The organism is uncultured Parabacteroides sp., assembly GCF_905196875.1.
GTDB lineage: Bacteria > Bacteroidota > Bacteroidia > Bacteroidales > Tannerellaceae > Parabacteroides.
Genome location: NZ_CAJJWO010000004.1, coordinates 1 through 14794 on the forward strand (window position 1 = coordinate 1; position 14794 = coordinate 14794).

At 44.9% G+C, this 14794-nt stretch carries 9 protein-coding genes and 1 pseudogene; 3 read left to right on the forward strand and 7 right to left on the reverse strand.

The genetic code is table 11. The annotated features are described in order from the left end of the window. From QZ076_RS02235 to QZ076_RS02265, 7 genes and pseudogenes are all read right to left on the reverse strand, one after another. Positions 1-509 (reverse strand): annotated as a pseudogene (locus tag QZ076_RS02235) (gliding motility protein GldM); the annotation flags it as partial. 23 nt (positions 510-532) lie between these two features. Beyond that, positions 533-1645 (reverse strand): gliding motility protein GldL, encoded by a 1113-nt coding sequence (gene gldL, locus QZ076_RS02240; RefSeq protein ID WP_293709931.1) that lies wholly within the window; start codon positions 1643-1645, stop codon positions 533-535. A gap of 20 nt (positions 1646-1665) precedes the next feature. Continuing rightward, on the reverse strand, positions 1666-3093 hold the full coding sequence (locus QZ076_RS02245) for an SUMF1/EgtB/PvdO family nonheme iron enzyme (RefSeq protein ID WP_293709933.1): 1428 nt from the start codon (positions 3091-3093) through the stop codon (positions 1666-1668). A gap of 3 nt (positions 3094-3096) precedes the next feature. Further along, on the reverse strand, positions 3097-4041 hold the full coding sequence (locus QZ076_RS02250) for a type IX secretion system membrane protein PorP/SprF (RefSeq protein ID WP_293709935.1): 945 nt from the start codon (positions 4039-4041) through the stop codon (positions 3097-3099). Between the two features lie 154 nt (positions 4042-4195). Then, positions 4196-4417 (reverse strand): DUF2795 domain-containing protein, encoded by a 222-nt coding sequence (locus QZ076_RS02255; RefSeq protein ID WP_005633363.1) that lies wholly within the window; start codon positions 4415-4417, stop codon positions 4196-4198. A gap of 76 nt (positions 4418-4493) precedes the next feature. Next, positions 4494-5057 (reverse strand): cob(I)yrinic acid a,c-diamide adenosyltransferase, encoded by a 564-nt coding sequence (locus QZ076_RS02260; RefSeq protein ID WP_293709937.1) that lies wholly within the window; start codon positions 5055-5057, stop codon positions 4494-4496. A gap of 83 nt (positions 5058-5140) precedes the next feature. Continuing rightward, positions 5141-5932, reverse strand: coding sequence for an SAM-dependent methyltransferase (locus QZ076_RS02265; protein ID WP_293709939.1), 792 nt, complete (start codon positions 5930-5932; stop codon positions 5141-5143). Positions 5933-6179: 247 nt separating this feature from the next. On the opposite strand from QZ076_RS02265, the gene QZ076_RS02270 reads away from it, so the two are divergent. From QZ076_RS02270 to QZ076_RS02280, 3 genes are read left to right on the forward strand one after another with little or no spacing between them, the layout of a single operon-like run. Beyond that, positions 6180-8852 carry an ATP-binding protein gene (locus tag QZ076_RS02270; RefSeq protein ID WP_293709941.1) on the forward strand — a complete coding sequence of 891 codons (2673 nt, stop codon included), beginning with the start codon at positions 6180-6182 and terminating at the stop codon, positions 8850-8852. After that, positions 8849-11449, forward strand: coding sequence for an ATP-binding protein (locus QZ076_RS02275; RefSeq protein WP_293709943.1), 2601 nt, complete (start codon positions 8849-8851; stop codon positions 11447-11449). Before QZ076_RS02270 ends, QZ076_RS02275 begins: the two co-directional genes overlap by 4 nt. Before the next feature lie 11 nt (positions 11450-11460). Further along, positions 11461-14748 carry a carboxypeptidase regulatory-like domain-containing protein gene (locus QZ076_RS02280; RefSeq protein ID WP_293709945.1) on the forward strand — a complete coding sequence of 1096 codons (3288 nt, stop codon included), beginning with the start codon at positions 11461-11463 and terminating at the stop codon, positions 14746-14748. Positions 14749-14794: the final 46 nt, after the last annotated feature.

Below are 14794 nucleotides of genomic sequence, written 5' to 3' on the forward strand. Positions count from 1 at the left end.
CTCAGGCTTGCTTCCAAAACACGGGTTTTGGCGCTGTCTTCCACCATTTCTCCCATCATGGAACGATAAGAGTCGATAGCTTCGCGCAGCTTTTTGCCTTCACCGGTGACTGGTGCCAGCATGATACGTGAAGCGGCTTCGAGGTCGTCTTTATGGTCGATCTTATTTACGTCGGCATCTTTTCCGTCTGCAATGACTGCGATACGCTCTTTCAGCTCCTGTATGTAGTTGTACAGGCTGTCGGAAGCCGTCTTGACCTGCTGGCCTTTGTCGTACCATTCTTTCACCTTCTCCGGGTTACTTTGGTAATAGGCAGCCAGTTCGCCGGATACGATATCGTTTCGGTGAGACGAGTTATCGATAGACGTTCGTAAACTGTCTTCCACTAACTCGAAACCATCGAGAACCTCCGACGACACATTCAGTGCCATCATCGCGATGAACACCAGATACATCAGGTTGATCATCTTCTGACGGGGCGAGTTGGGATTATTTGCTATTCCAGACATTTTTCTTCAGTTTCGTTTGTTTGTTATCTACCGGCTTGTTGCTGGCCCGGATTGTTTGTATACGGAGGCTGCTGTTGATATCCGTACGGCTGCTGGTACGGCTGTTGATAGGCAGTCTGCTGTTGCTGGTAATTAGGCTGCGGCTGCTGGGGTTGCGGAGCCGGTTGCTGATAAGCGGGGGCACCACCCATATTGACAGTCATGGCTTGCAGCAAACGGCTGTATACCTGGTTGAGTTCGGCCAGCTGGCGGGTCATCTTTTCCGTTTCGTTGCGGAAGACCGAGCTGTCGGTCACCGAACCGTCGTACATTTCGCGGATACGGTTCAGGCCGCCGTTGATATGTTCGATCGACTCGATCTGTGAACTGATACTCTTCAATTGTATTTCGTAGATCGTGTTTAAGCCGGAGATATTACGGTTCAGCGTTTCCATCTGCTGTACGTAACCGCGTGAGTTCTGGTTGATACCGTCCGAATTATCGGTGATGCTCTTATATGAGTTAAGCAGCGTATCCGAAACGTTGGTCAATGAGTTGGTTACGTGGCTGAAACGTTCCATGTTTTCGGACATGCCTGACAGCTGGTCCAAATACTTCTGGGTGGCTTCGGTCAGTTCGGCCATCTTGGAGATCTGTTCGGCTGCCCCGCTCAGTTTCTTGATGCTTTCGGAGAGGTTTTTAGTATCTTCTTCGCTGACATCGAGGTTGCTCAGAACGGATGCACCTCCCAGGTCGCCTACGATACCCGCTTTCTTTGCCGCACCGACGTTGATGTTGATGCCTCCTGTCGTGTTGTCGTCTTCCTGATTTTCCGGAGAATTGATCAGGTTGGAAACTCCCGTGCCTGCGAAGTCAGGACGGTCCATCGGGTTTTTCGATTTCAGAACAGGGAATACTTCTTCCCAGTGATATTCGTTTGAAGGATGTTCGAAAGCGGAGATAAAGAATACCAGTGCTTCTACCGTCATGGCGATAAACAGGATCTGGTTACCGTACGGCAGGTGCAGTAACTTGAACATAGCACCGATAATAACGATAGATGCTCCCCAGCTGTAACAGAAGTTCAGTACTCTCTTTCCCATGTCGCTGGAAAGGAACATCTCTATTCTGTTTTTATATCTTCTATATTTTCCCATAATGTTGTATGTTTCTTATATTATTTTTTTCCTTTTGAACGGGAGAACCCGACTTGTGTACGTGCGCAACGGAAACCGATGTACGAACGTGTTTCGTTCTGGAACTCGAATGTACGCATATCCGAACGGATAAACTGTGCCACATCTTTCCATGAACCGCCGCGTACCACTTTCTTTTTCATGGCATACGGGTCTTCCTTGGCTGCGTTGTAGCGCAGGTCCGGATTCATATCGCTCATCTGGCTCGGGCCTGATTCCGAATACATGGTGGATGTCCATTCCGCCACGTTACCGGCCATGTCATACAGACCGAATTCGTTCGGTGCGAATGAACCTACCCGTGAAGGGATGAGGTGCCCGTCTTCCGTATAGTTTCCTTTTCCGGGCTTGAAGTTTGCCATAAAGCAGCCTTTGGCATTTTGCAATTCGTCGGTTGCCCAGGGGTATTTGTTCTCGTTCTTTCCGGCACGTGCCGCATATTCCCATTCGCCTTCTGTCGGTAGACGGAACGGCTCGATGGCCTGTCCGGACGGGAAGTTGAGCGATTGTTTGAACATATCGGTGCGCCATACGCAGAATGCGGTAGCCTGTTCCCAGGAGACACCTACTACGGGATAATCGTCGTATCCCGGGTGCTGGAAGTACATACGCATGTACGGCTCGTTGTAAGCATTGTTGAAGTCGTTGATCCAGCTTGTTTCGTCGGGATAAACGTTTACGATGCGGGTATGAAGAAAATCCCATGGGCCGCTAAGCGGACGGGTAATGGTTTCGTTGATGATATTGCCGTCATCGTCGATGTAGGCTGTATCTTTCGAGATCGTAACGATTTCGTTCGGATCGACCTGGATATCGGTGTTGCGCACGCGTTCGCTCGGATCGAGGCGGTTCTTGCGCAGGGCAGCTGATGTGTAGTCGTACCATTCGTATTTATAGACCATCTGCTTTTCGTCCAGGCGTTTCTCTCCGGTGATCGGGTGTACGTAATATACGCTTTCGATGGCACGCAACTCGTCTTCGTTCGCCCGCTTCCAGGGGATCGGACGGCTCCAGTCCAGATGCGGAGTCACGGGTTCGCCATACCGGTCTTCGGTGATCTTGAACAGATCGTTGCCACCGAATGCAGGGTCGGCCAGGCGTTCGCGGATGATAGAGTCGCGTACCCAGTAGACAAACTGACGGTATTTGGCATTGGTTATTTCTGTTTCGTCCATCCAGAAAGCGTCAAACGAAACTCCTTTTGTTTCGGGATTGATCCCCCACAACGAGTCTTTGTCTGCCGGTCCCATTTCGAACGAACCTCTTTTGATCAGAACCATGCCATAAGGCGAGGGTTCATTAAAAGCCACTGACCGTACCCCGGTAACTTCTCCTCCCGCTCCGGAAAGGGATTTACCACATGAGGTAAGCAAGGCTACTGCCATAAGTACTAATAATACTTTTTTCATATACTATAATATACGTACACTTTTATGTCTGTTCTTTCCTGTTTTTGTCTTCTTCAACTTCAACTGATACCGTACCACCACCTCGTGGCTACCGGTACTTGCCTTTAATATCGCCGTGGTAGGGAAATCGTAAGCATATCCAACTTGCAATCTGCCGAATGTGGCTCCCAATAATACTACTACCGATTCATTCACACGCCAGGAAAGACCTCCGTTAAACATTTTATTATATACCATCCGGGCGGTAATGTCCGCCTGGAACGTCTGCATGTCCGTTTTCAGGAATACAGAAGGCTGTAATTCATACAACGGATTATTAAATTGAATATTGTATCCACCTGTCAAATTTAATCCGGTAGACAGGTATGTATAAGCATTTTCTTCGAATTGCATTTCCGGAGAGGTCAGGTGGGTTGCTCCGAAACCTACATAAAAATGCTTATGGGTATAGTAAACACCGGCATTCACGTCGAGGGCCATGGCCTGCACCGAGGTACGGGGAATGGCTTCGTCTTCCATCTGGTGATAATCGCTTTCGGGGATGTATACTTTTGTTCCGTCGAAGCCTTTGTTAAAAATACCTCCTTGCAGTCCGATGCTTAATGTCCCACCGAAAAGTTTCTGTTTGTAGGCATATTGAACGGCAACCTTCGTGTTCTGGAAAAGCCCGATACTTTCCGTATTGACTACCAATCCGACCCCGTGGTTTGTCTTTCCGAATGTCAGGGGCATATCTGCGATCACGAAAAAGGAAGTTCCGGCCTGGGGCATCCCGATCCATTGCTGGCGGAAGAAGCCGAGCATATTCAAGTCTCCTGTCGTTCCGGCATAGGCAGGGTTGTAATATCCCATGCCCAGAAAGTACTGGCTTAACTGCACATCATCCTGTGCCCGCGCGCCGACCGTACAGGTAATCAATGCAATAATAAACAGGAAGACTCTCTTCATTTAAACTATAACTAACGTGGCGAAATAGGTTTCACCCCTACAATAACGCAGCAAAAAGGCATAAATTGTATTTATCGCAAAAAAACAAACGAGGCAGGGAACCTTAAAGGCCCACTACCTCGCTTTTATTTCAATACGCCCAGTTTACAGCACATCAATATTCTTCTTCGTTGAAGAAAAAGTCTTCTTTACTTGGATAGTCAGGCCAGATGTCTTCCATACATTCGTAAATCTCGCCTTCATCTTCCATTTCCTGCAAATTCTCAATCACTTCCAGTGGCGCACCTGAACGTTGTGCATAGTCAATCAACTCGTCCTTGGTTGCAGGCCAGGGTGCGTCTTCCAGTTTTGAAGCTAATTCTAATGTCCAATACATAGCTGTCTAGTATTAACAACCGCCTCATAAGGCAGTCATGGTTTTCTAATTTTCCGCAAAAATAAAACAATATTTCTTAGTTGCAAGTATAATCCCAAATAATTTCTTTGCCATTATTCTTTATACACTCTTTCCGGGCCAGAACAAACAGATAATCAGAGAGTCTGTTCATGAAGATAAGTACAGGCTCTTCCACCGGATTTGTTTCGGCCAGGCGATAGATCTGACGTTCTGCACGCCGGCAGACGGTGCGGCAGACATGTGCCAGTGAGGCTGAACGGCTTCCCCCGGGAAGAATAAAGTTTTTCATCTGGGGTAATTCGCTATCCAGGCGGTCTATTTCACGTTCGATACGGGTAATGCTTTCGGGGGTGACTTTGCTTTCTATTTTCAGCTCGGTCGTTTCCTGGTCGGTTGCCAGGTAGGAACCGATAGTGAACAGTTTATGCTGGATAAAAGAAAGAAAATCGATATCCGCCTGGTCGTCGAGGGCGGTGATAAGCAATCCGATGAATGAGTTCAGTTCATCCACCGTACCGTAACTTTCTATGCGCTGGTGCGCTTTCGATACCCGTTGGCCTCCTACGAGGGACGTTTTGCCCTTATCGCCGCCACCGGTATAAATAATACTTTTCTTCATATATACTTCTTTTTTTATTCAATATTCTTAAGTGTAGTTTCGTTGGTAGGGGCGGTTCGCGAACTGCCCTTACAGTGCCGCCATCAGAAGTAGACAATATAATTCCGTTTATGCAATTTCTTATTAAAGAACACGATACCCATTGAATAGAGGTCGATCGTTACCGTTACTTCCGGACGCGCACAGATTTCCTTCCAAAACTCCCTCATTTTCCGACTGGCTTTTATTCCCTCAAAAACAAAGAGGGAGCCATCGTGTACATATTTCGTACATTCATTAAACAACCAAACGTTATTATGTTGTTCATATAAGGTATTAAAAAATACAAAATCTAGCTCTTTAAGCTCTTCCAGCGCTTGTGGAAGCAGTTCATTGTTTGTTCCGATACGTAGGTCGATCGGGTTGTGAGCCCCTTTTTCGTAAGCGATCCGGGCGATAGGTGCGAACTCCGGTATGTTTTCGAGGGCGATACATTTCAATCCGGGAGCATAGGAGGTCAGGTAGAGGGTGGATAATCCCATCGACGGACCTAGTTGCAGTATATTTCGCGACTTGAAATAGTTGGTCAACCGGAAGAGCAATGCCCCATGTTTGGGCTTGATCGCTTCGCGTTCCACTATTTCTCCGATCGTACGGCGGCGCAGTATCCCTTTCTGTTGCCTGTCCGGATACGTAATGATATCGTTCCGGAAAAGAAGCTGTTTCCGGATCAGCTCTATATCGTAAAAGCTATAATACGAACAACGTTCCTCGATCACCTTCGTTATCAGATTGAAGACGAAAGGCGAATGCACCCCGTAACCGCGGCGGTACCGTATGCCCCGGTATAAGAGTACGCTTTTGCGTAAGGTATTAGCTTTGGGTATGATCTGCATTTCTCACCGAATATAAATATAGCACAAAGTTACTACTTTATTCATAAGCTGCAAGAGTAGGTTTAAAAGCATTTTTCTTTTTTAAAGATGCCTTGATTTTGTTTGTGTATTCAAAGATTTATAAGGATATTTGCAATTCGATTTTGACTTGAAAGTGACAAAGAAGGTATATATTATTTTGTTCGCACTAGTATTGGAGAGGAAAGTTATCGGTAAGATACTTTTATTCTTAATAATTGTCGGTGGTATGTTGATAATACCGACAGGGTGTTTGATGAAACCTTCTGTTACCCCTGAAGAAAAAACATATCATATACTTCTTCTGTTTTCGTATGCCAGCGAATGTGGATGGACTCAGCAACAATATACGGGAATAACGGATTGCCTGCACAAACATTCCATACATGCAAAGGTGGATTCTTTTCATATCAATGCCGATCTTTTGAGTGAGAGCAAGGAGACTGATACATTGAACCGACTGTTAGAGCGCTATGAGAATAATCCTCCCGATTTGATTATTACCTGTGATGATCAGGCTACTTATTCGCTTCAAGCAACCAGACATCCCCTTACTTATAAGATTCCGATCGTATTTTGCGGAGTCGATTATTTGAATCGGACAATCATGGAAGGACGTACTAATATCACAGGGTTTACAACAGAACCGGATTATGTGAAATGCTACGAACTGGCACAGCAATTGTTTGGTAATATAACATCGCTTCATGTGATAACAGACCCCACCTACCTGGGACGTCTCGGAGTGGCTGATCTTTGTCGGCAAGTGAGGGATATCCCTAATTTGGCCAGTATTGTTGAGATCAAGAATGTAAAGGAATACCTGGATATAGAATATGATACGCTTTTTGTGAACCGTAATGTGGTAGACGATCCTTTAAACATTCGGATATTACGTTTGGATCTGATGACTGCGAGGGTAATGAAATGGGCTTTTTCCAATCAGCCGGGTGTTGTCTCTCTGATGCCTCGTTGGTCCACTCTTTACAGCGGGGTTGCCCGAACGGATAATATTCCTTTTCTGATGGTAAATGATGAGGGTTTCGGTGATGGCAGGTTGGGTGGCTACATGACCGGAAGTTATGATCAGACTTATCAGGCAATGGAAACCGGTATTCGTATATTGAAGGGGGAAGATCCCGCTTCGCTCCCTATACAGCAGAGCAATCAGACTCCGGCTTTTGATTGGAGGCAGCTGAATCATTGGAAAATTAGCCTGGACAGACTTCCGGCGGACAATGTGATTATAAATATGCCTTTTTATGTAAAATACCGCGCTGTGTTGTGGTCGGCTGGTATTAGCTTTGGTGTATTAATCGCTCTTGTCCTACTGATATTAAACCAGTTGTACAGAAAAGAAAAGTTTTATAAAAAAGTAATAGAAAATACACTGGTAAAAGAGCAGAACGAACTGAATATAACTATGAACTCGATCAGTGATGGGGTTATTCTGGTGGATAACGACAGGAAGATCAAGACTATTAATCAGTCTGCACTAAACTGGCTTGAACTGGGAGATAAAGAGGAAGACTATGAGGGGCGCTCTTTAGAATCATTACTGGATATCCGTTTGATGAATAATCCGGCTTACCTCGAAAATTTGTTTGACAGAATATCACAGACCAGCAGCATCTATATCCTGGATACACTCGCCTATCTGGTGACACCCGGAGGTTTGTCGTTTCCTGTTTCGGGAACTATGGCCTCTATCCATTCGGATGATAACCGTCAAGGCATGATCATCACGTTTCGTAACATAATAGATGAAATGGCCCAAAAAGAATTCCTGGATCTTTGTATTACCACTGGCGATGTTTTTGTGTGGAAGTACGATCCCGTGAAACAGATATTTACTTATGATAATGTCTTCTTTGTTTTCCTTGAGTGGCCGGAAAGTGAAACCGGAGAATTGCCTTTCAGTTCTTTCCTGTCTTTTTTACATCCTGATGATCTACCTGTATGGGAGGATGCAATGCGGGTTATGTCTGGCGGACAGCAGCTGTATCATAGTATACAGATCCGTTTGCAGACAGGTGGTGGAGCCTATAGCTGGTGGGAATACCGGATTATTCAGGAACCTAACCAGGTAGCGGGTGAATATACCTCTTTTTTCGGTCTTTGTCTGAATATTGATTATCTGAAAAAGAAAGAAAAGGAGTTGGAGGAGATCCGTGACAACGCCGAGGAAGCCGATCGGCAAAAAACAATATTTCTCTCCAATATGAGCCATGAGATACGTACTCCGTTGAATGCCATTGTAGGTTTTTCCGAACTATTGATCGACATGGAAGATCTGACTGTTGAAGACCGGAAGGGGATTATAGGTATTATAAATAATAATTGCCGTTTACTACTGAATCTGGTGAATGATATTTTGGATATTTCCCGGATAGAAAGTGGTATTACGTTTAAGCGGGAACCTTGTGAACTCAATTCGTTGATACTTGAAATAGCAGAGGCGAACAAAGAAATGTGCCCGAAAGAGGTCACCATCCTGACGGAGTTACCGAAGTTGCCGGTCACTTTATGGTCGGATAACTATCGCATCCGGCAGATTTTGAATAATTTGTTGAATAATGCTCTAAAATTCACTACACAGGGAAGTGTTACTATTGGGTATCAGTGGGATAATGAGCACCGGATGGTTCGTTTCTCTGTCAGAGATACCGGTTGTGGTATTCTGCCGGAAGAACAAGCAAAGATATTTGAACGTTTTTATAAATCGGATGATTTTAGTCAGGGAGGGGGGTTAGGACTTCCTATCTGTAATGAGATAGTTCGGCGAATGCATGGTAGTATCACCCTTGAATCGGAACCGGGAATAGGAACTTGCTTTTATGTAACCTTACCGGAGAAGGTCGTTGAAGCAGAGGGTAATAACAGAAAAGACGGTATGCTATGAAAAATATGTCAGGATATTCTGCTCGTTTGTGGATCGCAGTGGCATGCGGCTTTCTGTTTTTGGCTCTGATTGGTTATGGCTATTTTAAATCTTCGGGAGATAAGATATATCGTATATTAGTGCTTCATTCATATCGGCAGGAAGATACATGGGATGATAAATTCAGTGAAGGTATTGTGGATTGTTTTGCAGGGCAACGGGTGAAAGCGGTATTCGAATATGCCTATTTGAATTGTGAAGAGCTGAATGTGAAAGAAGAGGAAGATTTTATCAGGCATCTGTTGGATGAGAATACTGTCAATCCACCTGATTTGATATTGGTTTCTGACGATCAGGCAACTTATTCCCTATTGGTGGTTGATCATCCTTTAGCTCATCAGGTTCCGATTATATTCGCTGGTGTGGCTTATCCTAATAAAAAGATATTGGACAAATATACCAATGTAACCGGTTTTACAACACAACCCGACTTTATCAAATGTGTCGAATTGATCAAATATATTTATCCCGATACGAAACAATACAGCCTGAATATTACGGAAAACTTGTTGGGTAGAACTGCTTCAGCATTGTTTTTGAAGCAAACAGCTTCGATGACACAATCTCAGTATTTGGTTCATAGTATGGGAGCCGGCACTGTCGAGCTGTTAGGTAAATCATTAAGAGTTCCGTCGCGGCGTTTTATCGTACCGGTTTGGGATTCCTTCTATTGCGAGTTGCTGAAAAACTACAACTGTCCTTATTTTCTGGTTGATAATGAAGGTTTCGGTACTGGTCCTCTGGGAGGATATATGACACTTTCTTACGATCAGGGTTATCTGGCAGCCGGGGTAGGTATTCAGGTGTTGAAAGGTGCAAAAATAGGTGATTTCCCGATTACTCCCAGTCCTCAGGTTGCCGCATTCGACTGGAGGCAGATGGTGCGTTTTAACATTTCTCCTGAACAGTTACCTCCTGACTCCCGGATTATAAATATGCCGTTTTACATACGTTATAAGTATCTGGTAATGAGTGTTGCGTCGGTTTTTTTGCTGGCTATAGCTGGATTAATCGTATTGTTTTGCCATTTGTATCTGGTGGAAAAACGTAAAAAGAAACAGGCTTTTTTCCGTTTGAAGGATCACAAAAACATGTTGAATATAGCCTTGAAGTCGATTCGGGAAGGAGTAATTTCTATTGATAAGGATTTCAATATATTTGCTATCAACCGTGCAGCTTTGGAGTGGCTGGGATTAGAATCTGATTCTTCCTTATATGTAGGAAAGAATATTGAGATGTTGCTGAATATCACAACACCAACAGATAAATACTACCTCCATACAATGTTATCCCGTTTATTTACTGAACATCGGGATACCCAGTTTGAGGTTGATACCCTGATTCAATCGTTGGGTATACGCCGGATATTCTCGGCCGGAGGTGAGTTGTCCGGTATTTATCAGGACGGAGAATTGTATGGAGCTGTTATTGCTTTCCATGATATTACGCAGGAGATAATTCGCAATAAGTTTATTAGTCTTTCCATGAGTACGGGGAATGTTTTTAGCTGGCAGTATAACAAACGTACGGAGATGTTTACATTCGATCAGTCTTTTTTCCGACAGTTTGATCTGCCTGTTCCGGATAATCGTCAGATTGGTTTCGTGGAAATAAAATCTCTTGTATATCCGGAAGATATCGAAATCCTGATGAAAACGATAGAGGAGATACGCAGCGGTAATACCCGGAGGATCACCCGGCAGATTCGGGTCAATTTGTTCGGAAAAGGATATACCTGGTGGGAATTTCGTCTGACAGTCATGCCGGCGTATGTGTATGAGGCGGAGTATCTGATTTCCGGATTGCTGTTTAATATTCAGTCTTTTAAAGAAATAGAAGAGGAACTTGTGCGAAGCTACACAAAAGCGGAGCAGTCGGAGAAGTTGAAAAGTGCTTTTCTTGCAAATATGAGCCATGAGATACGAACTCCACTGAATGGAATTGTCGGTTTTTCCAATCTTCTGACTAGTGGTGAAGAGTTTGAACCGGAAGAAACCATCCTGTTTATCGAAACTATCCGCAAAAACTGCGACTTGCTGCTGGCACTCATTACTGACATTCTTAATCTGGCTTCTATAGAAAGTAATATTGTCACCTTTAAGTTCGTCCCCTGTGATGTCAATGCATTGATAGAGCAGATCGTTACGACGCAGCGTGTGATTGTTCCCGCCCATCTGCGTCTTATTTCGCAAATTCCGGAACATACGGTTACTCTAATGACAGATCCGTTGAGACTGAATCAGGTTTTGACCAATTTAGTCAATAATGCCACCAAGTTCACATCGAAAGGATCTATTACTATCGGATATACGACTGAAGAACCGGGATTTCTTAACTTCTTTGTTGAAGATACCGGAAAAGGCATTGCTCCGGAAGATCTGGATTCAGTCTTTGTCCGTTTTTTCAAGAAAGATGATTTTGCTCAGGGAGCAGGTCTCGGATTATCCATTTGTACGATGATTGTAAAGCGTTTCCACGGAACTATCAGTGTCAGTTCCGAACTGGGAGTAGGCACACGTTTTACAGTCCGTATCCCTACAGAACAAATAACATCATAACAACAGATACCATGTTTAAGCGAATTGTTTTTATAATCGGATGGCTTATTTGCATCCTTCAGGCAGCAACAGCACAAGTAACTACCTCGGGATTGTCTGGCCGCGTTGTTTCTGACGGGGAGGCACTTATCGGTGCTACAATTCTAGTGACTCATCAGCCAACGGGTACCCGCTATGGGACAGTGACCAATCAGGAAGGGCAGTATACCCTTCAGGGATTACATACGGGTGGTCCTTATCAGGTGGAGGTCTCTTATGTAGGATGTCAACCGATTACTTATACGGGAATACGGCTTGCTCTGGGAGAAACATATGTATTGAATGTGACACTCCAAGAGTCAGTCGAACTGGCCGAGATTGTAGTAACTGCCAACCGGCACCCTTTTGCAACGACAAAAACCGGGGCAGCCTCTCATATCAATTCCAGGCAGATAGCATTAACACCCAATATTGGTCAGACGCTCGACGGACTGGTTAAGTATTCGCCTTATTCCAATGGAGGAGGTTACGCCTTTGGAGGACGTGATCAGCGGCAGAACAGCTTTACAGTAGACGGAGCCAGCTTTAATAACAATATGGGAATCGGTAATTTCTTGTTGGGAAGTAAGCCGGTTTCTACTGAGGCGCTTGAAGAGATACAAATCAACATTGCTCCGTTCGATGTGCGGCAGAGTAATTTTGTGGGTGGTAGTATCAATGCGGTAACCAAGAGTGGAACCAACCAATTCAAAGGGAGTGCCTATACTTATATAAGGAACGAGAAATTACGCGGAAACAAGGTCGACGGAGTTGATCTGGGGGAACTGGTCAAGGAGGCATCTTATCTTTATGGAGTCACTTTGGGAGGTCCTATCATTAAGAACAAACTTTTCTTTTTCATCAATGGCGAGTTGGATAATTCTCCCCGTCCGATGACTAAATATTCCTACTCAACAGATGGCGTTCGCGATGATGCCAACCTGATTTCCCGTACGACAGAAGCCGATATGGCGGCTTTTTCTTCTGTCCTGAAAGAACGTTACGGGTATAATACCGGTTCGTGGACTGATTTTTCGGGAGGAGAGAAGGCTTACCGGGCCCTTGTCCGTTTGGATTGGAACATTAGCCAGGCTCATAAACTGATGTTTCGTTATAATTATACGCAGAATAGTGTCTATAACCCTGTCTACAGTAACGGACGTGGCGGAGAGGTTTCCATGAACGGGGCTCGTCTCGGCCCGTATAGCATGTCTTTCCGTAACTCTTGTTACACGGTAGACAACAACCTCTTCTCACTCACGGCCGAACTCAACAGTACATTGGGGCGAAACATGTATAACAAACTGTCTGTGTCTTACACCTCGGCCGAGAATAATCGCTGGAAAGCGATTGACGGAGGTCCTTTCCCAACTGTCGACATAATGAAACCCATTGAGGGAGGAAGCCTTTACTGTTTTATGAATGCAGGTTATGAACAGTATGCCTGGAACAACGGAGTGCTTGACAAGACTCTTTCACTGAACGATAACTTCTCATACAGCCTGGGACGTCACAACCTGACAGCCGGTCTGTCGTTCGACCTTATTAATGTCTCTAACTCTTATATGAGGAGCGGATTGGGTTATTACCGTTATAATAGTTATGAGGAGTTTGTGAATGAATCGGCCCCTTCAGTCTATACCCTTACATACTCTCTCACCGGAGGAGACAGTCCTGCCGCTCAACTTAAGTTCGGGCAATTTGCTGCCTACCTGCAGGATGAGCATAGCGTGAACGACCGTCTGAAGCTGGTGTACGGCCTTCGTATCGATTTACCGATCTATCTAAGCGATAAACTGCTTAATCCGGCTGTGGCCGGACTCGATTTCGGTGGTCGCCGGCTCTATGCCGATGCGTGGCCTTCTGCGCAGGTGCTTTTCTCTCCCCGTGCTGGGTTTAACTGGGATATTCTTGGTGACCAGTCGCTCAAACTGCGTGGAGGAACAGGTGTTTTTACAGGCCGCATGCCGCTGGTTTTCCTCACCAACATACAAAGTAACAGTGGAATGATACAAAATACGGTTACTTATACCCAGAAAGACAATCAAGCCATTCTTGATAAATTGGCGGGGGGTATCCGCCCAGCAGAAGAGGTTGTCAAACTCTTGGGTCTTCCCACCCAGCCGGGAACTGTTAACTCTCTTGCTACACTCGACAAGAACTTTAAATTACCCCAGGTATGGAAAACGAGTGTTGCTACCGACTACCGGTTGCCTCTTCCTTTTGATGCCATCTTCACTTTCGAGGGTATCTTTATAAAAGACATTAATGCCATTGTCCAGAATAATTACAATGTTATTTCATTAGATGATGAGAAGATGAAACGTTTCAGCGGTCCTGATAATCGTTACTATTATCCCGGTGGTACTAATAATAAGCTATTGGAGAAGAATAATGAAGCGTTGTTGATGAGTAATACCTCTAAAGGCTATAGCTATACATTGTCTGCCGGTTTGCAGGTAAGTCCTGTCCGCAATCTGGATCTTCTTATGTCGTATACTTATACCGGTTCGAAAAGTTTGTTCTACAATCAGGGAAACGATCCTATTGCATCGTGGAAAAATCAGATGAGTGTTAATGGTCCTAATAATACGGCTCTCCAAAATCCATCTTTTCTGGCTTCACCCAGCCGTGTAATTGCTTCGGTCAACTACACCATACCCTATGCCCGCAAGCAGATGTCCACATCTGTCGGCCTTATTTATACCGGTGAGCGGAGCGGTAGCTATACTTATTGTTACACAGGCGATATGAATAACGATGGTGTGAGTAGCGACTTGCTCTATATCCCAAAAACGAAGGACGAACTAACTTTTGCGGATAAGAAGGATAAAGAAAACGTAATCTTCACGGCTGTACAGCAGGCGGATGCATTTTGGAACTTTGTTAATCAGGATCCGTACCTGAGAAAGCATAAAGGTGAGTATGCCGAAGCTTTTTCTGCCTATTATCCCTGGGTACATCGTTTCGACCTGCGTGTCCTGCAAAACTTCGGTGTCAAAGCAGGTCGGCAAAACAACACACTGCAGCTCAGTCTGGATATCCTGAATATCGGCAACCTGCTCAACAGTGCATGGGGACTTCAGAAGTCGGCTGCCAAATCCGGGGCTGGTCGTATTTTAGAACGCGTCGGAGTAACAGACGACAACGTACCGGTCTACAACATGACCCATTATGTCGAGAATGGAGAAGTATTGCTTCCTACCCAGACATTCAGTCCGGTGCTGACCAGCAGCAACTGTTGGCAGATGCAGATCGGTATACGCTATATATTTAATTAGAGGTTGCTGTGTCTATACTAACTGATAAAAGAGGTTGTCTGATTTT

Bases quoted from the DNA above. Each gene is read 5' to 3' on its own strand.
- gldL (WP_293709931.1), bottom strand. From the start codon at position 1,645: ATGGGAAAATATAGAAGATATAAAAACAGAATAGAGATGTTCCTTTCC.
- QZ076_RS02245 (WP_293709933.1), bottom strand. From the start codon at position 3,093: ATGAAAAAAGTATTATTAGTACTTATGGCAGTAGCCTTGCTTACCTCA.
- QZ076_RS02250 (WP_293709935.1), bottom strand. From the start codon at position 4,041: ATGAAGAGAGTCTTCCTGTTTATTATTGCATTGATTACCTGTACGGTC.
- QZ076_RS02255 (WP_005633363.1), bottom strand. From the start codon at position 4,417: ATGTATTGGACATTAGAATTAGCTTCAAAACTGGAAGACGCACCCTGG.
- QZ076_RS02260 (WP_293709937.1), bottom strand. From the start codon at position 5,057: ATGAAGAAAAGTATTATTTATACCGGTGGCGGCGATAAGGGCAAAACG.
- QZ076_RS02265 (WP_293709939.1), bottom strand. From the start codon at position 5,932: ATGCAGATCATACCCAAAGCTAATACCTTACGCAAAAGCGTACTCTTA.
- QZ076_RS02270 (WP_293709941.1), top strand. From the start codon at position 6,180: ATGTTGATAATACCGACAGGGTGTTTGATGAAACCTTCTGTTACCCCT.
- QZ076_RS02275 (WP_293709943.1), top strand. From the start codon at position 8,849: ATGAAAAATATGTCAGGATATTCTGCTCGTTTGTGGATCGCAGTGGCA.
- QZ076_RS02280 (WP_293709945.1), top strand. From the start codon at position 11,461: ATGTTTAAGCGAATTGTTTTTATAATCGGATGGCTTATTTGCATCCTT.